Genomic DNA, 23,415 nt, shown 5'->3' on the forward strand with positions numbered 1-23,415 from the left:
ATTATGGTAGCTTAATTTTCTAATGGGCTTCCCGGGTAAGCGGAGCTGGTGCGAGGTGCGGGTAGGTGCGGGTTATTCTTACTTCCCATGGGCGAAAACGCTTAAAAGAACTACGGCAGGAAGGTATAGATATAAGCGATGTCATGTCCGCCGCCCTTAAGATCCCAGGACACATCGTAGTAGCTACTAGATTCCGCGGTTTCCTAGCTTCCTCGGGTAGAGCCTTCGACCTAGTTATTAAGGATGTACCGGCTGGACGATTGGTCATTACAATTATCGGGAAATAGTTGCACGGGCTTGGCTATTTATTTTATAATACTAACAAAATGAACAATGAACCCAGGCTAGGAGAGGCGAGCCTCCGGCGCTTCCCTTGGCAGTGGGCGATTAAGCATTTAAGGAGGTAAATTCCATGGCTTTAGAAAAGGAAAAGAAACAGGAAATTATTAAACGCTTCCAGAGGCACGAAACGGATACGGGGTCGCCAGAAGTTCAGATAGCTATCCTAACGGAACGTATTAATTCTTTAACCGAGCATCTTAAGATACATCGTAAGGACCATCATTCACGTCGAGGCCTTCTTAAAATGGTAGGCCAGCGCCGGCGTTTACTCAATTATCTCCGGGAGAATGATATGGAAAGATACCGCCAGTTAGTGGAGACACTAGGTTTGAGGCATTAATAACACAACGGGAGCGGGAAAGCCGCTCCTTTTATTTGTAGCCTGGGGGGATTTAAGAGCTTGTCCTGCAGGAAATACTATGATAAATGTCGAAGAAATACTAGATTATCCAGGTTAACAACAGGGGAGGAAAAGGGAAGTTCATGCAACCAGTATTGCGTAAAGCGCTTACCGTAGCCGGCCGGGACCTTATTTTAGAAACGGGTCGGCTAGCGAGGCAGGCTGGTGGTGCCGTCCTAGTCCAATACGGAGGCACTATGGTACTGGTTACCGCCACAGCCTCACCTCAACCTCGGGAAGGTATTGACTTCTTTCCACTAACTGTTGATTATGAAGAACGGCTATACGCGGCTGGTAAAATACCAGGGGGCTTTATAAAGAGGGAAGGAAAACCTAGCGAAAAAGCCATCCTTTCCAGCCGTTTGATCGATCGGCCTATCCGTCCCCTTTTTCCCAAAAGTTATCGGAATGATGTGCATGTAGTAGCTACTGTTCTATCAGTAGATCAGGATTGCCCCCCCAATGTAGCTGGGATAATAGGCGCTTCAGCTGCGCTAACCCTTTCTGATATTCCTTTTAATGGACCTATAGGAGCCGTAGCTGTAGGCCTCATCAACGGGGAGCCTGTAATAAACCCCACCCTAAAACAGGAAGAAGAAAGCAAACTTCACTTAGTAGTGGCTGGTACCTATGAGGCGGTTATGATGGTGGAAGCGGGAGCTGATGAGGTACCGGAGGATCTCCTTTTGGAAGCTATAATGGCCGGCCACGAAGAAATCAAGCGTATTGTGGCTTTTATACAGGAGTTTTGCCAGGAAGCTAAAGATTTAGGGTTAGCCCGAGAAAAACAAGAAGTTCCTGTAATAGAGCTATATCCGGGGATTGAGGAGGCTACCCGGTCTCTGGCTTGGAGTAGGTTAGAAGAGGTGATACGCCAGGGAATAGCGGAAAGATGGGGAAAGCAAGTACGGGAAAAAAATCTAGAAGCTTGTAAGGAGGCCATCATCCAAGAGGTCTTGGCCACTCACAGCGAGGCCGCTGTGGAACAACCTGAACTAGCGAGACAAATTAGTGACATTGTGACCCAGGTGGAGAAGGAGATCGTCCGGAAGTTGATATTGGAGGAAGGGATACGGGTAGACGGCCGAAAGCTAGATGAGATCCGTCCCATAAGCTGTGAGGTAGGAGTCCTGGCGCGGACGCATGGTTCGGCGTTATTCACCCGAGGAGAAACCCAGATCCTTACTGTAACTACCTTAGGGTCAGTAAGCGATGAACAGATATTGGATGACCTGGGAGTAGAAGAGTCTAAACGCTATATGCATCACTACAACTTTCCACCTTACTCTGTGGGAGAAGCGCGGCCCATACGAGCTCCTGGCCGACGTGAGATAGGCCATGGCGCCTTAGCCGAGCGTGCCTTAGAGCCTATGATCCCTTCTGAAGAGGAGTTTCCTTACGCTATTAGGCTTGTGTCCGAGGTGTTGAGTTCCAACGGTTCCACTTCCATGGGGAGTGTATGCGGTAGTACCCTAGCTCTTATGGATGCCGGGGTTCCCATTAAGGCTCCGGTGGCCGGTGTGGCTATGGGCCTAGTCAAGGAAGGGGATAAAGTCGCCATCCTAACCGACATCCAGGGGATCGAAGATGCCTTAGGAGATATGGATTTTAAGGTTGCAGGTACAGCCCGAGGAGTAACCGCGTTGCAGATGGATATTAAGATCCCCGGGATCGATCGTAACATCCTGGCTCAGGCCTTGGAACAAGCTCGCCGTGCTCGCCTATATATTTTAGAAAAGATGCTAGAAGTGCTCCCGGAGCCCAGGAAGGAATTGTCTCCTTATGCCCCACGGATGCTCACCACCGTGGTGGACACTGATAAAATACGTGATATCATCGGCCCCGGAGGCAAAGTAATTAAAAAGATTATAGAAGAGACGGGGGTAGAAATAGATATTGAGGATGATGGCCGTATATTTATTGCTGCTAATGATGCGAAAGCCGGGGAAAGGGCCCTTCAAATTATAGAAGCCCTTACCAAGGATATAGAAGTGGGTAAGATTTACAACGGTCGCGTCACCAGGATAACTGACTTTGGTGCTTTCGTAGAGATTATACCAGGTGTCCTAGGGATGCCTGGTAAGGAGGGCCTGGTGCATATTTCCCAACTGGCCGAGGGAAGGGTAAGCCGTGTAGAGGATGTAGTGAAAGAAGGGGACGAAATATTAGTGAAGGCCATAGGGTTTGATTCCCAGGGAAGGGTAAGGCTGTCTCGTAAAGAAGCCCTGCGATCTCTACAGAGCTCTCCTGCGCCCACGCGGCCTACTTATCGACGCCCTGGTCGTGAACGCCGGGTTCGCTAAGCACTTAGAATCTTAAGCGATATTCTATTCCTGGTTGTTCTGATGCCGGATAGTGTTCGCTGATCATTTTTAGATTACTAACCCTTTGCCAGTAGAGCATATATTTATGTATGGACTTAAGGCAAAAGCTAAAGGGAAGCGGGTGAAAGATTTGCGTGTGCTCTACTGGCGGCGCCAGAGACTGATATTTTGGGGTTTAGTAGTCCTAGCTTTGGGATTGGTGTTTGGCGGTTGGCTATGGTGGGCGGCACGGACGGTTTATGTGACTAAGGTAGTTCCTATATACCAGGGTGATGCAAATAAGAAAGCTATAGCCCTGGTATTTAATGTGGATTGGGGGGAAGAGCATCTTCCCCAAATATTGGAACTTCTTTCCCAAGGGAAGGTACGAGCCACCTTTTTCCTCACAGGGCAGTGGGCAGATAAGTTTCCAGAATTGGTTAGAAAGGTGGCTGAGTCTGGCCATGAGGTGGGGAATCATGGTTACGGCCATCTGCATGTAAATAATTTAAGCCGAGAGGAAATACGCCGGGATATAAAGCGAGCAGAGGAAGTGCTTATGGGTTTGATAGGCCGAAAACCTGCTCTTTATACTCCTCCCTATGGAGAGAATAAACCCCATGTCATAGCTGCAGCAGTAGAGTTAGGGTATAAATTTATCCTCTGGACTATAAATCCAGGGGACTACTTGCCAGGCACTAAACCAGAAGATATTATAAAAACGGTAATATCCCATAGCCAGAACGGGGCTATAATTCAGCTTCATCCGACAGCCGCCACTACCCAGGCTTTACCAGGTATTATTAATGGATTAAAAAAGCGTGGATACGCCCTGGTTACGGTATCCGAGATCTTATAAAGTGGACGTTATTAATACTAAAGTTCCTCCTCGAACATAATAGAAGGTGATAAAATTGTTCGAGGAGGAAAAGGAATGAATTTCTGGGGGAAGATTTTAACCGTCTTTTTTTTGTGTATAAGTTTTACCTTAGTAGGAGAGGCAGCAGAAGCACCTTGGGTTAGTGCTCCGGGAGCTATTCTTTTAGAAGCTAGTACAGGTCAAGTCCTTTATGCTAAGAATGCTCACCAGGAGCGCCCCCCAGCCAGCACCACCAAGATATTGACAGCTGTTTTGGGCTTGGAATTGGGGCGCCTGGATGACTATGTTAAAGTGAGTAAATATGCAGCTAGTACTCCAGGAGCTAGTATTGATCTAGTACCAGGGGTGGTACTACGTCTGGAAGATCTTATTAAAGGGGCCCTGTTAAATTCTGGCAATGATGCGACAGTAGCTATAGCCGAACATCTGGCGGGTTCAGAAGAAATCTTCGCCTGGCTTATGAACCGAAAGGCTGTTTTACTCGGAGCCTTCCAGAGCCATTTCGTAAATCCCAACGGCCTGCCTGCCGAAGGCCACTATAGTACAGCTTACGATTTAGCGGTTATTACTCGCTATGCCCTAACCATTCCCCTCTTCCGCCAAATGGTAAAGACCCGCCAGGCTAAGATTATGACTTCTGATGGGCCCCGCTATCTATACAATACCAATCGCCTTCTGGAGAGTTATAAAGGAGCTGATGGTGTAAAGACAGGTACTACCAATGCAGCAGGGCAATGCTTGGTGGCCTCAGCTACAAGGGAGGGTCGGCAGCTCATAGCCGTGGTCTTGAGGAGCGAGGATAGATATGAAGATGCTAGGGTTTTATTGGATTACGGATTTAGTAATTTTTACTTGGAGAAGGTACCAGGTGGACAAAGGGTTGCCATGATTTACGTACCTTGTGGCCAGAAAAAGGAAATAGGGGTTGTAACTGCCCAGGAGGTAGCCTGGGCGGTTCCCACGGAAAAGATGGATCAATTGGAAAAGCGGGTGATTCTTTTCCCCCAAGTAAAAGCACCGGTCCAGAAGGGACAAGTTCTAGGTCGGATTGTCCTCTTATATCAGGGGAAGGAAGTTTCTTCCGCTGACTTGGTGGCTGAAGAGGGGGTGCCCGCAGAGAGAGGATTAATTCCCTTCTGGAAGTGGTGAAAGGATGTATCGAAAAATAACTTTAGACAATGGCATAAGGGTGGTAAGTGAAGAGATCCCTTTTGTTCATTCTGTAGCCTTAGGAGTTTGGGTACGGGCGGGTTCGCGAAATGAGACCGAGGAAAATCACGGGGTTTCCCACTTTATAGAGCATCTGCTTTTTAAAGGAACTGAAAAAAGGAGCGCTAGGGAAATTGCCGAGGCCCTAGAATCCGTTGGCGGAGTGCTTAATGCCTTTACTACCAAAGAATACACCTGTTTTTATACCCGAGTGCTAGCAGAACATCTGGACTTAGCCATCGATGTCTTAAGCGATATGCTTTTTAATCCCCGCTTCAACTTAGAGGACATTGAAAAAGAAAAGAAGGTTATCCTAGAGGAAATAAAAATGTATGAGGATTCTCCAGATGAATTAGTTCACGACTTGTTTGCCCAAACTGTCTGGCCCGGTCATCCCTTAGGAAGGGCCATCTTAGGCACCTTCCAATCCATAGAAGGGCTGAATAGAGAACGCATTTGTAATTATTATCATGAGCATTATAATGCCCGCAACATCGTCCTAGCTGCAGCCGGCAATTTTAAGACCCAGGAGCTGGAAGAGAAACTGGCCAAGGCTTTTGGACAGCGGGAACTCCCCGGGGAGCCGGCTGTTTATTATCCACCCCATGACAGACCCGGGATAAGTATAAATATTAAAGATACCGAGCAAGTTCAGATCTGCCTGGGTACCCCTGGCCTTGCCCAAGATGATGAAGATATTTATGCTTTGCAGGCTTTAAACAATATTTTGGGCGGGGGTATAAGTTCACGTTTATTCCAGCTTATACGCGAGGATAATGCCCTAGCTTATTCGGTTTATTCTTATCATGCAGGGTATGTTGATAGTGGGCTGTTTACTGTATATGCTGGTACTAGCCCTTCTAACTTTCGGCAAGTAGTGGAACTTATTTTAAAGCAACTTGCTATCTTAAAAAACGAGGGAGTTACGGAGAAGGAGCTTAAGCGCACTAAGGACCAGATTCGTGGCAACTTGCTCCTTAATCAAGAGAACGTAAGCCATCGGATGAGCCGCTTGGGAAAAACTGAGCTTTCCTTTGGAAGGGTAATCACAACAGAAGAGGTGATAGAAAATCTCACTAAAGTAACAGTGGAAGATGTACAAAGGGTAGCCAAGAACTTGTTTTCTGCCCAAAGCCTGTCCTTGACCACTTTAGGACCGCCCCTGGAGGAATTAGATCTTAAGATGCTAGCTAGGCAAGTAGGATTATAAAGTCTTTAAAGGAGGATAAGGCTAGTGGACCGCCTCCAACATATTTTCGAACTTCAAGCAAAGCTAGATGCTGAGATTGAAAAGAACCATCAGCTTCCCGAACAGGACTTGTCTACTTGGGTACAAAAGGAAACTATGGCTATAATAGTAGAGTTAGCCGAACTTCTTGAAGAGGTTAATTTCAAATGGTGGAAGATCCCGCATCCCTTAAACCGGGAGGCTCTCAAGGAAGAGCTAGCGGATATTTTACACTTCTTTGTTAGCATGTGCCTAAAAATTGGGGTAAGCGCTGAGGAGTTATACCAGACTTATGTAGCCAAAAATGCAGAAAATTTCCGAAGGCAAAGGGGGCTATCTTCGCGAAAAGGTTATGTCCGGCTGGAGGGAGAAGCCAAGTGAATAAGGCTAATATCCTAGCCCAAGAGATAGAAAAGTTACGCCGTCAGCTAGAGGATGTTTTAAGCCGAGGGAGCCGTGTAGATAGCCAGGAAGTAGCTAATTTAAGCCGGCAAATAGATGCCATGGTAGTGGAATACACTAGGCTCCAAAGGAAATATTCCAAGTAATAGAAATGCTGGTGTTACCATATCTTTTAGCAGGAGGTGGCATTAATGTGGGGATCTATAAGTATGCTCAGCCTCCTGCTCTTACTTTTTTATGGGGCACTAAAGGTTAAAATGCGGACATACCAGATTTCTGGTAGTGGAGAGAATCTGCCTAGTCCAGCTTCCCGAGCACTGGCTGAACTAGTAGGTATCGCTGGAGGGATATACCTCTCCCTGGTCATGATGGTTAGCTTTCTTAAACTTACAGTACCAGAGAGCATCTCCTTTGGGGGATGGTCCCTAGATCCCTTGGCTCTAGTAGCCATTTTAGTAGCCCTTATCCAGCCGTTAATTCTAGCCTGGTGGCCACGCCATAGAAAACGGTAGGTGATGCAATAGATGCGCCTTATGGAGTTGAAGGGGAAAGAAATTATTAACATATATGATGGTTCCCGGCTGGGGACCTTAGGAGAAGGTGATCTTATAATTAATGTAGAAACAGGCGAAATAGAGGCCCTGGTTTTGCCGGGCTCTAGAGGCCTCCTATCCATATGGGGAAGAAGGCAAGAACTGGTGATACCTTGGGAGGCCGTGCATAAAGTAGGGAGCGAAGTGATCACTATAGATTTGGGACCACCTTGAAAGGGGAGCTCGAGGGCAAGAAGTTGCGGCCAGCTAAAGTAGAAGCCTAGTCGGGCTTAAAGCAAAACAACTAAACCCAAGCGGCAGCAGCCGAGCAAAGCTCTATCCGCGAAAGACTTTGGGGCAAGCGAAGACCAAGCAGGCCAGGAACTGAAACTGGGGATTAATCCAGGGTCGGAGGCGTTGACAGGGTTATCTTCTTATGTTAGCATAATTAACGAAATAGGAAAAGGAGAAACTTAACCTCATCTCGTGCGGAGCGGGGTAGAGGCGCGGCGTAGCAAGAGTACTGTACCGGAGTTGGGAAGCGAGGAGGGTACGGGAAAGGGCTAGCCGCCGAAGTAGGTAGGCTACCCAGGCTTACCTGCTGGGCTGGTGCTGAATAAGCACTAGACTGTCACTATCCCGGGGATAGTGGAGCGCTCCTCGCACGATGGCCTCGAGATGAGTATTCTTTGTTTATCCGGGGGAAGCCGGAGCAAGAATGCTCATGGTTTCCCCTGTTTTTTTAAATGAAGAAGAGAGGTGGAACAAATTTGACAGAAAAGATTAAGGTTGTAATTACTGGTGCGGCTGGGAAGATGGGGCGAGAAATGACTAAAGGGTTGCTAAAGTCCCCTAAGACAGAGGTGGTAGGAGCTGTTGATCTGGTCCAGGTGGGTACTGATATAGGTGTCCTGAATGGTTTTCCCCCCGTAGGAGTTACTATAAGTAAAGATTTAGCAGGAGTTTTAGACCGGACTAGACCACAGGTCCTCGTTGATTTTACTGTGGCATCGGCAGCTTTAGAAAACGCTAAGCAGGCGGTCCTCCGTGGTGTATGCCCGGTAATTGGGACTACTGGCCTAGCCGGGGGGGATTTAGAGGAGTTACATATCCTATGTGAAGAAAGAGGTATCGGTGCAGTAGTAGCTCCTAATTTTTCCCTTGGCGCTGTATTAATGATGCATTTTGCACGTCAGGCGGCGCGCTATTTTCCCCATGTAGAAATAATTGAAATACACCATGAACAGAAGTTGGATGCCCCTTCAGGGACAGCTCTAAAAACTGCTGAACTTATGGCGGAGGTGAGGGCCGAGCTCGAATCTACCTTCGCTAAAGATACAAGGCCGGATCACGGGCAAGGGAAAAAAGAAGAAAAAATTAAGGGGGTACGAGGGGGTGAATACCAGGGCTTTCCCATCCATAGCCTTAGGTTACCGGGGGCGATAGCCCACCAGGAAGTCATTTTTGGGGGACAGGGCCAGCTGTTAACCATCCGACATGATACCACTAGCCGGGAGGCTTTCCTCCCTGGTCTGTTACTAGCTATCGAGAAGGTCTTAAAGTTAAGGGGGGTGGTCTATGGCTTAGACAAACTTCTGGAGCTGTAAGTATCTTCAAGCACCTCCGATCCCGCCAGCACATATATTACAGTAGCGAGAAGGCAATTAGAGCAGGAGGTCGTTCCAGCGTGGACCAAAAGCTGGCGGGGGTCCGGGTAGGACTTATCGGTGGGGATGCCCGGGAGCTAGTGCTCATCAGGGAGCTAGTCCGCTTAGGTGCGGAAGTCAAGGTAGCGGGTTTCCCGCCATCCCCAGAGACGCACGGCTGTATTTTGACTAAGGATCCTGCTGAGGTTGTCCGGGGAACGCACGTTCTTATACTTCCTGTACCAGGGGCTGATACCCAAGGGAATATACACGCTGTTTTAACGGGCCAGACCTTCCATTTAGAAGAGAAATGGGTGAAGGAGGTGGCCGCCGGTACCCCGGTATTGGTGGGAGTAGCCCGGCCAATCCTTAAGCAAGTGGCCACACGATACGGCTGGCGGTTAATAGAAACAGCCGAAATGGACGAAATGGCCATTTTGAACTCAGTTCCTACGGCCGAGGGCGCTATTATGCTGGCTATGCAGGAGATGCCTATTACCTTACATGGGAGCCAGGCCTTTGTCCTCGGTTTAGGGCGTACCGGTTTGACCCTAGCTTATATGTTAGCCGGGATAGGGGCCAGGGTAACGGTGGTAGACCGGGGGGCGGCCGACCGGGCTCGAGCTATGGCCCTGGGCTGGCGAGCCATTTCGTTTGAAGAGCTAGCTCATTATATAAGCCAGGCTCAGGTCATTTTCAATACAGTGCCCGCCTTAGTCCTTACAGCTACAGTTTTAAGCCATACCTCACCGGAATGCTTAATTATAGATCTCGCTGCTGCACCTGGTGGTACTGACTTCGTAGCAGCACAGAAACTAGGCAGGAAAGCCATGCTAGCCCCGGGACTACCAGGTAAAGTAGCCCCTAGAACAGCCGGTGAAATCCTTGCCCGCTTATATCCCCGCCTGATATTGGAGAGCCTGGAACGACCGTAAACCCTATCCGGAGGTGCTTAAAACATGAGGCTTAAAGATAAAAAGATAGGGTTTGCTGTGACAGGCTCCCATTGTACTATATCTAAGGTTTTGCCCCAGATTAAAAAACTTATGGATGAGGGGGCTGAAGTTTATCCCATTCTCTCACCGGCGGTTAAGGACACCGATACACGTTTCGGCCCTGGAGCTTCTTGGCAGGCCCAGTTAGAAACCCTCACCGGTCACCAAGCGATAACTACCATCGTGGAGGCCGAACCCATCGGTCCCCAGAAGCTTTTAGATGCCCTAATTATTGCACCTTGTAGCGGGAACACCTTGGCTAAATTGGCCAACGGGATAACTGATACGCCGGTTCTTATGGCTGCTAAAGCTGTGTTACGTAACCAGCGGCCTGTAATCATTGCCATCTCTACCAATGACGGCTTAGGAGCGAATGCTAAAAACTTAGGATTACTTTTAAACGCTAAAAATATATATTTGGTTCCCTTCGGGCAGGATGACCCTTATAACAAAGCTAATTCTTTAATAGCTGATATGAATCTTATTTTAGAGACCACCTTAGCTGCCCTGGGTGGGAGGCAACTCCAGCCAGTTCTTCTGGGCCCGGGGGGAGGTAGTGGATAGATATAGGAGGGATACCTAAAAAATATGCGCCAGTTAAATGTGGCTGTAGTGGGGACAGGAGCAGTAGGCCAAACAATGTTACAGGTGCTAGCAGAAAGGAATTTCCCTGTAGGCAAACTCAAGGTATTGGCCACCAGCCGTTCAGCTGGTAAAACAGTGAAGTTTAAAGGAGAGGATCATGTTATTGAGGAAACTACCCCGGAATCCTTTAAAGATATTCATTTAGCCCTTTTTGCCGGAGGTGAAGCGAGCAAACTTTTCGCCCGGGAGGCGGTAGCCCGGGGCGCAGTAGTCATCGATAACAGTAGCACCTTCCGTATGGATCCCGATGTTCCCTTGGTAGTCCCGGAAGTCAACCCCCAGGATGTGCGCTGGCATAAGGGCATCATAGCTAATCCCAATTGTTCCACCATCCAGATGGTGGTTGCTTTAAAACCTTTACATGATGTAGCCCGTATCAAGAGGGTGGTAGTAGCTACCTACCAGGCAGTATCGGGGGCCGGACAAGAAGCTATCGAGGAGTTACGGGAACAATCAATACGAATACTTAGCGGAGAAGAAGCAGGGGAGGGGAAGGTCTTCCCCCACCAGATCGCCTTTAACTGCTTGCCTCATATAGACGTTTTTTTAGATAATGGGTATACCAAGGAAGAAATGAAGATGGTTAACGAGACTAAGAAAATAATGGGTGATGAGACTATACGAGTTACGGCTACTACAGTGCGGGTCCCGGTCTTTAATGGCCATTCGGAAGCAGTGAACATCGAAACGGAAAGAAAATTAACAGCCGATGAAGCACGGGAGATCTTGCGTCGGGCGCCCGGAGTGATAGTAGTAGATGATCCCCAAGAAAAAGTTTACCCTCTACCTATTATGGCTTCGGGGCGGGATGAAGTTTTTGTGGGCCGCATCCGGGAAGACATTTCCTTGGAGCATGGGTTGAACTTATGGATTGTGGCTGATAATCTCCGAAAAGGGGCAGCCACCAACGCGGTACAGATTGCTGAACTGTTGCTCAAGGAAGGATTGCTATAGGAGAGACGACCAGCCGGTCGACCGGAGACCATTAGATCCTCCCAAGGAGACATTGTGGAAAACTAAAGAGAGCTAGGACATGGGGAGGAAAAGGAGGTGAGCCTCCTTGAAGGTTCTGGTCCAGAAATTTGGCGGGTCTTCAGTGGCTCGGGCCGAAGACCGCCGTCTGGTAGTACGGCATATTCTTAAGGCCCGGGAGGGGGGCTATCGGGTAGTGGTAGTGGTTTCGGCTATGGGGAGACGTGGAGCCCCTTATGCCACGGATACCCTTCTGGACCTGGTGGCCGGTCAAGATATAAGTCCCAGGGATAAAGATCTCCTCCTTTCCTGCGGGGAGATTATAGCTACAGTGGTACTAGCTGGTGCCTTACGGGAGGCTGGTGTACCAGTTGTCTGCTTAACAGGTGCCCAAGCGGGTATCATAACTGATGATAACTTTGGAGACGCCAGAATCATACGGGTGGAGCCCCGGCGGATACGTCAGGAGTTAGAGCGGGACCAGGTAGTTGTGGTAGCTGGGTTTCAAGGGGTGACAGAAAGCGGGGAAATAACCACTTTAGGCCGAGGAGGGAGCGACACTACCGCTGCTGCCCTTGGAGTAGCCTTGGAAGCTGAGGCAGTAGAGATTTTTACAGATGTAGATGGGCTGAAGACAGCGGATCCCCGGATTGTATCTGAAGCTCGGACTTTAGAAACGGTTACTTACAACGAATTATGCCAGCTCGCCTACGAGGGGGCCAAAGTAATCCACCCCCGGGCGGTAGAGATAGCCCGGGAAAAGAATATACCACTTAAGATCCGCTCGACCTTCAGTGATGGCCCCGGAACCCTGGTGGTACCCTGGCAGCCGGGAGCAACCGGTATAACTATTAGCCGCGACCGTATTATCACGGGCATAACTAATGTAGCAGGGCTCACTCAATTGCGCGTTAAACTAGACGGCGAAAGGGAGGCCCGGGAAGTTTTTTCTACCCTAGCCGAAGCCAACATCAGTGTAGACTTTATCAACCTTTTCCCCGAGGAAGCTATTTTTACAGTGAATAACGGTGTAGCCGAACGGGCCGTTTCTTTGCTGCAGAAGAAAGGGTTTAAAGTACACGCGCGGCCAGGGTGCGCTAAGGTAGCGGCTGTGGGTGCCGGGATGCGTGGTGTTCCTGGCGTAATGGCTAGCATCGTTAATGCCTTAACTCAAGAAAATATTACCATATTACAATCGGCAGATTCTTATACCTCTATTTGGTGCTTAGTAGAGGAAGAGAATATGGAAAAGGCCGTACGGGCCCTGCATCGACAGTTTAAATTGAGCGCTTAAATACTTTTTAAAGGGTTAGAAACTTAACGGGGGTGATAGCCTTGGCAGTAAAATGGGGACGGATTTTAACAGCTATGGTGACACCTTTTACTCCTTCGGGAGAACTGGACCTAGAAGGAGCAAAGAAGCTGGCCAGATACCTGGTAGAACACGGGAGCGACGGCTTGGTGGTGGCAGGGACCACCGGGGAATCACCGACTTTGACCCATGATGAGAAATTAGCCCTTTTTGCTGCAGTAAAGGAGGCGGTGGGGGAACAGGCTCAGGTAATCGCAGGTACAGGAGGAAATTCTACAGCAGCCAGCGTTGAGCTTTCTAAGGAAGCGGAGAGGTTAGGAGTGGATGGGCTCCTCCTGGTAGTACCTTACTATAACCGTCCCTCCCAAGAAGGCCTATACCAGCACTTTAAGGCGATAGCCCAAGCTACTTCCCTGCCCATAATGCTTTATAACATACCTTCCCGGACTGGTCGCAATATGGAAGCAGATACCACCCTTAAGCTAGCGCAAATTGATAACATTGTGGCTGTAAAAGAGTCGAGTGGGGATCTAGATCAGGTTACTGCTATCCTACGCGGGGCACCAGAGGGTTTCCTTGTGTATAGCGGGGACGATTCTGCCACCTTGCCTATACTGGCTGTAGGAGGTTATGGTGTGGTTAGTGTGGCTGCCCATGTGGTAGGGGAGAAAATGCAAACCATGGTTCAGGCTTATGTCCAGGGGGATACAGCTCGGGCCGCGGCTATTCATCAGGAACTATTCCCTGTTTTTAAGGCCTTATTTTTAACCACCAACCCCGTGCCGGTTAAGGCAGCCCTGAACATGATGAACCTGCCTGCAGGGCCAGTACGGCTTCCTTTGGTAGAAGCTACAGAAGCTGAAAAGGAAAAAATTGCGGCTGCATTAAGGGCAGTAGGTGTGTTATAACTTGACGGGAAGCCCTCTACAGGGGTGGCCGTTGCTGACTGACGTTAAATAAGCTATAATACTAATGGCTGGTTGTAAACGGTGAATACAAAACCGGGCCGGCGGTAGACGCCCGGTTTTTTATTGATATTTAGGGACCAGGGGTAGGGGCGTTGGTTTTACTAGGTCGGCTTTTTTATCTAGCTTAGTTTTTCTAAGTTACTGACCAAGTGGAGGTGGATTAATGGTAGAAAACGGGCAAAGGGTATCTATTATTCCATTAGGTGGCTTGGGAGAAATAGGCCGTAACATGATGCTTATACGGTACGGTGCTCATATCTTAGTAATCGACTGTGGCCTAATTTTCCCGGAAGACGAAATGTTCGGCGTGGATGTTGTGATTCCTGATGTTAGTTACCTTTTAGAAAACCGGCATATGGTTAAGGGTATTATCGTTACCCATGGGCATGAAGACCATATCGGGGCTTTACCATACGTTTTGAAGGATCTCAATGTCCCGGTTTACGGAACGAAACTCACCTTGGCTTTGCTCCAGGCCAAACTTAAGGAGTACGGTGTGAACGGATTTAGGTTACAACAGGTCAAACCTAGAGATATTTTAAAATTGGGCCCTTTCAAGGTGGAATTCATCCGGGTCAGCCACTCAATAGCAGATTCTGTGGGTCTGGCTATTCATACGCCGGTGGGAACTATTGTTCATACGGGTGATTTTAAAATTGATCATACTCCTATAGACGGCGAGGTTTTTGATTTTTATAAGTTTGCCCAGCTCGGCGAGGAAGGAGTATTGGTACTTCTATCAGATAGTACAAATGTGGAACGTCCGGGTTTTACCATGTCCGAACGTGCGGTGGGCCAGACCTTTGATGAGGTATTCAGGAAGGCGAAAGAACGGATCATTGTTGCCAGTTTTGCTTCCAATATTCATCGTATTCAACAGGTGATCTCCATTGCGCACAAGTATAATCGTAAGGTGGCTATCGCTGGACGGAGTATGTTGAATGTGGTAAATATCGCCTGCGAGCTAGGTTATTTAACTATACCCCCAGGCATCCTGGTGGAACTAGATGAAATAGTACACCTCCCCAAAAACAAAACCGTGATTATTTCCACCGGCAGCCAGGGAGAACCCATGTCGGCCTTAACGCGTATGGCCATGGCTGAGCATCGTCAGGTAGAGATTATGCCAGGGGATACGGTGATCATTTCTGCCCTCCCCATTCCCGGTAATGAAAAGCTAGTGGCGCGGATAGTAGACCAGCTCTTTAAACAAGGAGCTGATGTTTATCATGAAGCAGTAGATGGAGTCCATGTTTCTGGACATGCTAGCCAGGAAGAGCTAAAGCTTATGATAAGCTTAGTGAAACCTAAATTTTTCGTACCCATCCATGGCGAGTATAGGATGCTCATTAAGCACGCTAACCTGGCCCAGGAACTCGGTATCCCTCCAGAAAATATTTTTGTTATCGAGAACGGGCAGGTGTTGGAGTTTACGCGGGAAAGGGGCTATATTGCTGGACGCGTACCGGCTGGCCGGGTATTGGTGGATGGCCTAGGTGTAGGGGATGTAGGTAACATTGTCCTTAGGGACCGAAAACAGCTGGCCCAGGATGGCATTTTAATCGTTGTTCTTACCTTAAATAAAGACACAGGTGCCATTATGGCGGGTCCGGATATTGTTTCCCGTGGTTTTGTCTACGTCCGGGAGGCGGAGGAGCTTATAGAGGAAGCTAAAGCTAAAGTCCGGCAGGCTTTGGATAAGTGCGAGGAGAGGAAAATTACTGATTGGTCTACGATAAAGGCTAATGTGCGGGATACTTTGAGCAAATTCCTTTATGAGAAAACCCGCAGGCGGCCTATGATTTTACCGATAATAATGGAGGTGTAAGAAGTTTTTACTTTAAGGAGGAGGGTTATGAGCAACTAGGCCCTATGGAGGGGGGAAACTTATGGAGATAGAGAGTCTTTGGACCGCCTCTTCTACGTGGATGGAGTTTCCAGTCCGGCAACGGGCCAGCAAGGGGTGCAGTAGGCTGCTATTTAATCTGCTTTTTTTACGGGTATTAGCTAGGCTAATATCTTCCCAGGGTAAGGGCCAATCTGTTTCACTCCTACCTGAGGGGAACCCCTCTCTTTCACCTTTTCACTCTAAAAGAGGAGCCTCAACTTCTTCCATGAGGACTGAGGTACCCGGAGAGCTCCGTAAACTCCTTGAGGAGGTGGCCCGCCAATACCAGCTACCCTTAAACCTGTTGCAAGGTGTAGTTAAGGCCGAGTCTAATTTTAATCCACAGGCCGTATCACCCAGCGGGGCCTTAGGCTTAATGCAGCTTATGCCGGAAACTGCTCGTGCTTTGGGAGTTAAAAACCCCTTTGATCCCCGGGAAAACCTGGAGGCCGGAGCACGTTATCTAAGGCAAATGTTAGATCTTTTCCAGGGAAATATAGACCTGGCCTTGGCCGCTTATAACGCAGGTCCGGGCACAGTCCAGCGTTACGGAGGTATCCCACCCTACCGGGAGACGCAAGAATATATTAAAAAAGTTAAGGGAATAGCCCAGGGGTTTGAGACCTGGAGCTAAAATTCTAGCCCCCACAAAGTTGTTCCCGGATTTACTAAACCGATGGAATAGCTTGGCTGTAATTGGACGCTAAAACAGAGTAAGTTGCTCAACTTTATCCCCGTTCGCACTTTCCACTCCCGTGTTACAGGATTCCCAGGGTAAGTCGGGATTTTTGCAACCACAGATATGACAGGCGAGCCCGTAGCGGGCGGATATTTCCTTTATCATCTGGTAGCGGACTATACGTGCTGAAGCTGGAAGCAGCTTGGTCCTAGCCGAGGTGATAACTTTTTGCCAAGGCTGGCCTTGGTAATACTTTAAGATGCTCCTGGACAAGGAAAGAGGGAGCTCTTCAGCGAGTTGCATGGCCACGGAAGGCCTTAGGATTAGTGCACTTATAGACAACTCTTTAACCTTTAATACCTTGAGACGTTTGACTAGGCTTTCTATCTCTCCCTCTGAATCAGCTACCCCTGGGATGAGGGGGTCCATCCTAACGCTAACTTTGACCCCGGCGGCTGTCAGGTTGCGGATGTTAGCTAGCCTTAGGAAGGGAGGTGCGGCAAAAGGTTCGAAAAGCTTTTGATACTCATCATTCAGGGAAACCAAGCCCACCCGTGCCCGGACCAGCTCACAGTGTCTGGCAAAGAGCTCCACGAAATCGGGGGGTATCACTCCCTTGGTGAGAAAGGAGATGCCGATGCCCCGCCTTAGGAGGAATTCCATTACTTGGTAGCTTACCTTTAGTACTTCGTCAATGGGCGGGAAAGGATCGGAGGCTGTACTAAAGGAGACCCACCGGGGTAATCTCTTCCTCCTCCCAAGTTCCTTCTCCAGGAGTTCAGGAAGGTTCACATACAGGTGTATTTCCCCCCGGAGCGGCGCTTCGGGGAATCCTCGGGCATAGCAGTACACGCAGGAATGGGGGCATCCCCTTGTTACGTTTATGACCGGGATTCCTTTAAGGCACCCGAAGGATGGCGCCTTAAGTACAGGCGTCTTGCGCTGTTGTCTAATTAAGCGGAGTACCATGGAGAAGCCCTCGCTTGTTGTTTTTGGTTGATTTCGACCAAGCAGCTTAAACCTCCTGCTTGCCCAGCTACCATGTCTCGGATGGTCCTGCACACTCCACTTTTTTTCTTCTAACTGGTCCCCCTTTTGATAATTTATACGTGCCTCAAATCCCCCGCCGCCTTAATCCTTATGCGCGTCGCGTTACCGGGAAGGTAAGCTAGCGGCACATCCTCTACTTCCACAATTTGCACTGTAGAGGGCTCGGCCCCGGCCTTTACCGCTTCTTCATAGGCCATGGCTTTGGCTTGTTTTAGAGCCTCTTCGCGGCTTATTTCACTTAAGGCAAATATCCGCTCCACCTGACCGCTCACCTGGGCGATGGCCGCTCCCAGGGCATTGGCTACCTCGTAGTGGGCGGGACGAATTATCTCCGATACTCCCTCTACTTCATCTGTAACCAGGATGCTCCCGCCCCCAACAAGTATGAGGGGTAAGGGCTCGGCTGAAAGTTTCATTTTATCGATTGCCTCATTGACAAGCTGCATCATCTTGTGCAGGCAACGCCGGGCAAAGTTTTTGTCTATATGGCTTACCAGGGAAGGGTCGCCAATCTCTGCCAGGCCCAATCTCACGGCGATGTCCGTAGCTGTCAGTACGTTACCACCAAAAACGAGGGCTTCCTCCGTTAACCGGTAACCCACGCTCTGGGGACCGACCTGTATCTCTCCATTTACTTCTTGTATAATCGTTCCCCCGCCTAGCCCAATGGAAATCAAATCAGGCATGCGGAAGTTGGTGCGCACACCTCCTATCTCTACGGCTACTGAGGATTCCCTGGGGAAACCGTTGACGATTACCCCAATATCGCTGGTGGTGCCTCCCACGTCTAAAACAATGGCTGTCTTTTGCCCGCTCAAAAAGGAGGCTCCACGGATGCTGTTGGTAGGCCCGCAGGCAATAGTAAGAATGGGGTAACGCATAGCGTAGTCGATGGACATGAGCGTGCCGTCATTTTGACACAGGTAAACGCGAGCGTTTTTAACTCCCTCCTGCTCCAGAGCGGTCTTAAAACCGCGGGCTGTAGTCCGGGCCACCTCCGCTAGCGCTGCATTCAGAATTGTGGCGTTTTCCCTTTCGAGAAGCCCAATGGAACCTATTTCATGGGACAAAGAAATAGGTATGTCGCCCAGTTCGTTCCTTATAATCTCGGCTGCCCGTTTTTCATGGTCGGCGGATATGGGGGAAAAGACCGAGGTTATGGCTACAGCATCAACCTTACCCTTGAAGGCGCGGGCCGCGGATCTTACTTCCTCCGGGTCAAAGGCCGCGATTTCGCGGCCATCAAACTCATGGCCGCCGCTTACCAGGTAATACTCTTCGCCAATAGCTTTAACTAAATCAGGTGGCCAGGCAGCCATGGGAGCTATAGCCCTAGTAGCTGGTTTCCCAATGCGCAAGATTCCCACGCGGCAGAGGCGTTTGCGCTCGACTATCGCATTGGTGCAGTGGGTTGTTCCCAGCATGGCGTAAGCGATTTCATCTTTATTGATACCTGCTTCGCTTAAAACTCTGCTCAATGCTGTATAAATTCCTGTAGTTACGTCTTTAGTGGTGGGGGTTTTAACTTTGGCTATGAGGTTAAGCTTCTCATCGATAATTACCGCGTCCGTGTTGGTACCGCCTACGTCTATACCAAGCCGGTAACTCATCGGTTTTCTCCTCCTTGCGCCAGCACTTCCACGGGCACATAATCTAGGTCATACCCGAAATAGCGGGGCCCTACTGTTTCCAGGCCTTTAGGTGTGCGCCATTTTTCATCGCAGGGTATGCCCAGGACAAAAACGCGATGGCCATATTTCAGCCCTTCCGTAGTGATGGGTATGGCCGTTTCCAGGTTGACAATACATATCAGGTCGGGCACGCTGGCCACAATCCTGTCTCCCCTTATGGCGACCAGGTTTTCATTTTGAAACTTTACCTTAAGCACCTCGCCTTTATATTCCTCTAGTCCCTCTATTTTAGCTTCGCCCCGGACAAAGCCCCCTTCCGTGCGCCGCAAAACATCAACTACTTTACCTTTGAACAGCTCGAAACCGCCGGTGGCTTCAAGGAGGGCTTTAACAGGGCTTTCCCCGCGCTGGCGGGCCTCTCTAATCACCCTGCCTATTTTCGCAGAATAAGACACAATGTTCTTTATGCCGGCCTCTTTAAGGATTTTTCCCGTCATGGGATAAATGCTTAACATTACCGAGCCGCCCATAACCACGGTGGCGTTCCTGGCCAGGCTTTCGGTCCAGAAATTGTTGATGGTTTCCAGAATAATGGTATTTCCTTTTTCGTCGGCCATTACCATGGGAGTAGCCGGTACCCCGTAGAGGTGAAAGGTAACCATCTGCAGTTCGGGGAAGGCACGTCCCATACCGTCGCAATCTACCAGGGGTATTCCCAAACGGGCGGCCACAGCAATAGGGATCATGGAATTTACCCCGCCTGCTTCGATGGGCATGGTGGCAAAAATATCTTTGCCCAGGTAGCTTTTCAGCCCATTAAAGGCCCGGATAATCTCTTCACCGTTGGGTATTTTTTCAATCAAAACAGTAGGGGCCCCCATCATAGCGGTGGGCACTACTACTGTCTCATCCGGCACCTCGTCGGGGCTTATAAGGCTCACCGGGCCGCATTCCTTTACGGCCTGCAGGGCCATAAGTTTTCCCAGGTAGGGGTCGCCGCCCCCACCCGTCCCCAGGAGGGCGGCGCCTATGGCGATGTCTTCAATGGTCTGGGCGTCGATCTTAGTCATTTGGAGCTCCCCCTTACGCTTTCGAATCTATGAAACGAACAGTTTCCCGGCCGCTGAACGCAGCATATAATTTCATCCCTATCCAGTACACTATTCCAGCACCGATTAAGGAATTTAGAGACGGAATACCGCTTTTTATGAAATAGCCTACCAAGAAGCCTATCAGCCAGGCCAGTAACGCTACAGGATTCAAACGTTCGGAAACTGCTGGCAAACTGTTTTCCAGGCGGCTTTCCTCCAATTCTTTCCTGAATCGCTTAAGAATAAAATAGTCCACTACCATAATTCCCCCCACGGGGGGCACGGCCACTCCTAATAAAACCAGAAAGCTCATAAACCTGTCTAGAATTCCTAAGATAGAAAGGACTGTGCCTAAAGCTCCGATCACCAGAGTTGCTGTTCCGCGGTTGACTTTTAAACCGAAGGCGGCATCGAGGAAGTTAGTTATCCCAAGGGAGGCGGCATAAAGGTTAAGGTCGTTGATTTTAATCGTGGAAAAAATGACCAGAATGGCGGCCAGCCATCCCCCTAGATCATACATGATAGTAACTATATCGCTGCTTTTTACCGCGTGGGACATGGCGGCGCCTAAGAAGTTTATTAAAACTTCACCTAATAGCAGGCTGAGTAAAGTCATCCAGAAAACATCTTTGGTGTTCCGGTTATACCTGCTGAGATCGGGTGTTACTATCGCACCGACCATGAAGCCGCCCGCTACTATGGTGGCCGCGACGCCTATGCTTAAAGGCGGTCCCGGCGGGCTGGAAGACAGAATTTCTGCCATGTTAAAATTCCCTATCATTTTATAAGTAGCGTACAATAGGGCCAGCAAAAAGGCCGGGACAGCGATGTTGGCAGTGTAGCTAAGCATACGGTAGCCATAAACTACAATAATAGTAATGCCCAGGCCGGTTATGAGCGCCATTAGCTGGAAATTGATTTTACTGCCCAGGGCTGCAATGAGTCCCTTGGCGAAGATGGAATTTTGAATACCAAACCATCCTATACAAGAAATGGCGATAATAAAGCCGATGAGGCTGGATCCAAGCTGCCCAAAGCCTGTCCACCTCGCAAGAAAGCTAGTGGACATTCCCTCCAGGGCCCCGGCTACACCCACTAGGAAACTTACAATTTCCAATATTACAACACCTAGTATGGTGGCCAGAATGGCGTCCCTTACCGTCATGCCGTAACCCAGAACGGCTCCGGTCATGAGGAGGGGTAAGCAGACCACTCCGCCGAAACGAATCATAAAAACTTCCCACATGGGGCGCCGCGCAGTTAAAGGTATGCGGCTTAAAGCGAAATCGTCAGTACTTTGTTTGAGCACTTCCGTCCTACCTCCCTAAAAAGAATCTAGACACCGTAAATATCGTAGCAAGAATCGTGCCAGACTATTTTATCTACGGAAAAGGAGGTGGATAACGGATTCCGGGCGACAGGTTGAGTTGAGAATAAGAAATTTAGAGGTTAAAAATGCGATATATTTCGCTATACCTAGGAAGTTTATCACTAATTTCTCACTTATTATCTTGCTTTATCAACATTACACAGATAGAATAGTAATACGAAATACTGCGAACCATGGTGTTGAACGTTGGAAGGGAGATTTAAATTAGACTTTTTCTTGCACAACATTGCCTCGTTATTCAATTGCCAGGTGGTCTGGTGGGACGCGAAAGAAATTCGCGGGGTTTTCACGCCCTTAAATGTCCCAGTTCCTTCTCTGGACCACCTTAAGAGACTCCTTCCTTTTTCTCATCCTGTAGCCATTACCAGGGGCCGGCACTCCCTTTGTACTGGCTGTCCTGACGAGCGGCTTTGTACCTGGCATTGTGAATTCTTTGTCCCCTTTCGACTTTGGAATGAGGAAATGGGTATTGGGTGGCAATTTGCGGCACCCACACCCTTTGTTGATAATCCTTCCTGGCTTAAGTTCGCGGTGGATATAACCAGCCTACTGATTTCTGCCTTGGAACAGGAAAAGAGCTGGTCCTGGGGAGAGCTTTTCCGTCAAACGGTGGAGTTATGTGGCCAAATGCTGGGGGAAGGGCTCATACTTTTTGATGAGCGGTGGGAAGTGGTTTATCAGAATGAAATTGCTAATGAACTAAATCTTTACAGGCAGTTCAGGGAAGGGACCGGCATAAACAAACTGTTCCAGAATAAGAAAGAAACGGAGCTGGTTTTGAATAATTCTTTACCTCTCCGCTTTCGGCCGTTTTATTATGGTCGCGATTACCTCGGGGGAGCGGTATTTACCCGGCGGGAAAAGCGGGAGTTTAAAAGCGGCGTTTTCCAGTCACGCGAGCCCATCGGATTGCCGAAGATAATTGGTAAGAACCCCAAACTCGTCAAGGCTATATCTATCGCCCAGCAGGTGGCACTTACTGACTCCACCATTCTGCTGCGGGGAGAAAGTGGCACGGGGAAAGAGATGTTTGCCCGGGCTATTCACGAGAACAGTCCGAGGAAAAAGGGCCCCTTTATAGCTATTAACTGTGCGGCCATTCCTGAGAACCTGTTAGAAAGCGAGCTTTTCGGTTATGAAGAGGGCTCCTTTACTGGCGCGCGCCGGGGAGGCAAGCCGGGCAAGATAGAGCTGGCGCACAAGGGTACACTCTTTTTGGACGAGATTGGCGACATGCCACCAGCCCTCCAGGCTAAACTGTTGAGGGTCCTTCAGGAGAAAAAGATTGAAAGGGTAGGAGGAACGAGGCCTGTTCCCATTGATGTCCGGATTATTGCTGCCACCCATCGCAATTTAGAGGAAATGATTGCCACCGGACAGTTCCGGGAGGACCTGTACTACCGGTTAAGCGTTATTCCCATATATATTCCCCCGCTGCGGGAAAGACCGGAGGATATCGAGCTATTGCTTTACTATTATGTAAAAAAATATTGCGTCCTTCTTAACAAAGAGTTTAAAACCTTCACCTACGATGCCCTTCAGCTTTTGAAGGCTTACCCCTGGCCGGGGAATATAAGGGAATTAGAAAACACCGTGGAATATATTGTAACAGTAGAGGATAAAGAAGAAATTGGAGTGGAAAGTTTGCCCTTGGCCATCCGGAGGTTTTACCAGCCTCAATCTTCGCCTGAAAGGAAAGATATACGTACTGGCAGGGTCAAACGCGAGGAGTTGGCCGAGCTTTTGGAACGCTTCGGGTATTCTGTAGAAGGAAAGAAAGAGTTGGCCAGGCATTTGGGTATTAGCCTGGCGACCCTTTACCGGTGGCTAAAAAAATACAAGCTGTAAGAG

The 23,415-nt window shown here is 49.0% G+C and carries 23 protein-coding genes and 1 riboswitch; of the genes, 19 read left to right on the forward strand and 4 right to left on the reverse strand.

The window, feature by feature from the left end:
* Positions 1-65: 65 nt before the first annotated feature.
* The 18 genes from B9A14_RS06475 to B9A14_RS17540 all read left to right on the forward strand — a co-directional run bounded on the left by B9A14_RS06475 (position 66) and on the right by B9A14_RS17540 (position 16,357).
* A complete protein-coding gene (locus tag B9A14_RS06475; protein WP_084664920.1) occupies positions 66-287 on the forward strand; it encodes a hypothetical protein in 222 nt (73 codons plus the stop codon).
* A gap of 125 nt (positions 288-412) precedes the next feature.
* Complete coding sequence (rpsO, locus tag B9A14_RS06480; RefSeq protein ID WP_084664921.1) at positions 413-682, forward strand: 30S ribosomal protein S15; 270 nt, start codon at positions 413-415, stop codon at positions 680-682.
* A gap of 143 nt (positions 683-825) precedes the next feature.
* The gene (locus B9A14_RS06485) at positions 826-3,045 is read left to right on the forward strand and encodes a polyribonucleotide nucleotidyltransferase (RefSeq protein WP_084664922.1); all 2,220 of its coding nucleotides are present in this window, start codon (positions 826-828) and stop codon (positions 3,043-3,045) included.
* A 106-nt stretch (positions 3,046-3,151) separates the two neighbouring features.
* Entirely contained in the window at positions 3,152-3,904 is a 753-nt protein-coding gene (locus B9A14_RS06490; protein ID WP_157110051.1) for a polysaccharide deacetylase family protein, read from the forward strand.
* A gap of 75 nt (positions 3,905-3,979) precedes the next feature.
* Positions 3,980-5,074 (forward strand): D-alanyl-D-alanine carboxypeptidase family protein, encoded by a 1,095-nt coding sequence (locus B9A14_RS06495; protein ID WP_084664923.1) that lies wholly within the window; start codon positions 3,980-3,982, stop codon positions 5,072-5,074.
* A 4-nt stretch (positions 5,075-5,078) separates the two neighbouring features.
* Complete coding sequence (locus tag B9A14_RS06500) at positions 5,079-6,344, forward strand: M16 family metallopeptidase (RefSeq protein ID WP_084664924.1); 1,266 nt, start codon at positions 5,079-5,081, stop codon at positions 6,342-6,344.
* Positions 6,345-6,368: 24 nt separating this feature from the next.
* Complete coding sequence (locus B9A14_RS06505) at positions 6,369-6,743, forward strand: dUTPase (protein WP_084664925.1); 375 nt, start codon at positions 6,369-6,371, stop codon at positions 6,741-6,743.
* Positions 6,740-6,910, forward strand: coding sequence for an aspartyl-phosphate phosphatase Spo0E family protein (locus B9A14_RS16960; RefSeq protein ID WP_157109794.1), 171 nt, complete (start codon positions 6,740-6,742; stop codon positions 6,908-6,910). The genes B9A14_RS06505 and B9A14_RS16960 overlap by 4 nt, the downstream gene beginning before the upstream one ends.
* A 45-nt stretch (positions 6,911-6,955) precedes the next feature.
* A complete protein-coding gene (locus B9A14_RS06515) occupies positions 6,956-7,276 on the forward strand; it encodes a hypothetical protein (RefSeq protein WP_084664927.1) in 321 nt (106 codons plus the stop codon).
* A gap of 12 nt (positions 7,277-7,288) precedes the next feature.
* Positions 7,289-7,531 (forward strand): YlmC/YmxH family sporulation protein, encoded by a 243-nt coding sequence (locus B9A14_RS06520; RefSeq protein WP_084664928.1) that lies wholly within the window; start codon positions 7,289-7,291, stop codon positions 7,529-7,531.
* A gap of 257 nt (positions 7,532-7,788) precedes the next feature.
* A riboswitch (Lysine riboswitch) is annotated at positions 7,789-7,964 on the forward strand.
* 79 nt (positions 7,965-8,043) lie between these two features.
* Entirely contained in the window at positions 8,044-8,904 is an 861-nt protein-coding gene (gene dapB, locus B9A14_RS06525) for a 4-hydroxy-tetrahydrodipicolinate reductase (RefSeq protein ID WP_084664929.1), read from the forward strand.
* Positions 8,905-8,984: 80 nt separating this feature from the next.
* A complete protein-coding gene (gene dpsA, locus B9A14_RS06530; RefSeq protein WP_084664930.1) occupies positions 8,985-9,878 on the forward strand; it encodes a dipicolinate synthase subunit DpsA in 894 nt (297 codons plus the stop codon).
* A gap of 24 nt (positions 9,879-9,902) precedes the next feature.
* Positions 9,903-10,502 (forward strand): dipicolinate synthase subunit B, encoded by a 600-nt coding sequence (locus B9A14_RS06535; RefSeq protein WP_084664931.1) that lies wholly within the window; start codon positions 9,903-9,905, stop codon positions 10,500-10,502.
* Between the two features lie 24 nt (positions 10,503-10,526).
* Positions 10,527-11,537 (forward strand): aspartate-semialdehyde dehydrogenase, encoded by a 1,011-nt coding sequence (locus B9A14_RS06540; RefSeq protein ID WP_084664932.1) that lies wholly within the window; start codon positions 10,527-10,529, stop codon positions 11,535-11,537.
* A 106-nt stretch (positions 11,538-11,643) separates the two neighbouring features.
* Positions 11,644-12,849, forward strand: coding sequence for an aspartate kinase (dapG, locus tag B9A14_RS06545; RefSeq protein WP_084664933.1), 1,206 nt, complete (start codon positions 11,644-11,646; stop codon positions 12,847-12,849).
* A gap of 41 nt (positions 12,850-12,890) precedes the next feature.
* Positions 12,891-13,775 carry a 4-hydroxy-tetrahydrodipicolinate synthase gene (gene dapA / locus B9A14_RS06550; protein WP_084664934.1) on the forward strand — a complete coding sequence of 295 codons (885 nt, stop codon included), beginning with the start codon at positions 12,891-12,893 and terminating at the stop codon, positions 13,773-13,775.
* 223 nt (positions 13,776-13,998) lie between these two features.
* Positions 13,999-15,663 carry a ribonuclease J gene (locus B9A14_RS06555; protein WP_084664935.1) on the forward strand — a complete coding sequence of 555 codons (1,665 nt, stop codon included), beginning with the start codon at positions 13,999-14,001 and terminating at the stop codon, positions 15,661-15,663.
* A 286-nt stretch (positions 15,664-15,949) separates the two neighbouring features.
* Positions 15,950-16,357, forward strand: coding sequence for a lytic transglycosylase domain-containing protein (locus tag B9A14_RS17540; protein WP_157109796.1), 408 nt, complete (start codon positions 15,950-15,952; stop codon positions 16,355-16,357).
* Between the two features lie 69 nt (positions 16,358-16,426).
* Here the strand turns inward: B9A14_RS17540 and B9A14_RS06565 are convergent, their stop codons facing one another.
* The 4 genes from B9A14_RS06565 to B9A14_RS06580 all read right to left on the reverse strand — a co-directional run bounded on the left by B9A14_RS06565 (position 16,427) and on the right by B9A14_RS06580 (position 21,483).
* A complete protein-coding gene (locus B9A14_RS06565) occupies positions 16,427-17,371 on the reverse strand; it encodes an SPL family radical SAM protein (RefSeq protein WP_084664937.1) in 945 nt (314 codons plus the stop codon).
* A 134-nt stretch (positions 17,372-17,505) separates the two neighbouring features.
* Positions 17,506-19,062 carry a hydantoinase/oxoprolinase N-terminal domain-containing protein gene (locus tag B9A14_RS06570; protein WP_084664938.1) on the reverse strand — a complete coding sequence of 519 codons (1,557 nt, stop codon included), beginning with the start codon at positions 19,060-19,062 and terminating at the stop codon, positions 17,506-17,508.
* Positions 19,059-20,153: an S-methyl thiohydantoin desulfurase family protein gene (locus B9A14_RS06575; protein WP_084664939.1), complete on the reverse strand. Its 1,095-nt coding sequence runs from the start codon at positions 20,151-20,153 to the stop codon at positions 19,059-19,061. The genes B9A14_RS06570 and B9A14_RS06575 overlap by 4 nt, the downstream gene beginning before the upstream one ends.
* Positions 20,154-20,166: 13 nt before the next feature.
* Complete coding sequence (locus tag B9A14_RS06580; RefSeq protein WP_157109797.1) at positions 20,167-21,483, reverse strand: purine-cytosine permease family protein; 1,317 nt, start codon at positions 21,481-21,483, stop codon at positions 20,167-20,169.
* Positions 21,484-21,780: 297 nt separating this feature from the next.
* Between B9A14_RS06580 and B9A14_RS06585 the strand changes: the two genes are divergently transcribed.
* Complete coding sequence (locus tag B9A14_RS06585) at positions 21,781-23,412, forward strand: sigma-54 interaction domain-containing protein (RefSeq protein ID WP_197686573.1); 1,632 nt, start codon at positions 21,781-21,783, stop codon at positions 23,410-23,412.
* Positions 23,413-23,415: the final 3 nt, after the last annotated feature.

Origin of the sequence: Thermanaeromonas toyohensis ToBE (genome assembly GCF_900176005.1) — a bacterium.
Classification (GTDB): domain Bacteria; phylum Bacillota; class DSM-521; order Neomoorellales; family Neomoorellaceae; genus Thermanaeromonas; species Thermanaeromonas toyohensis.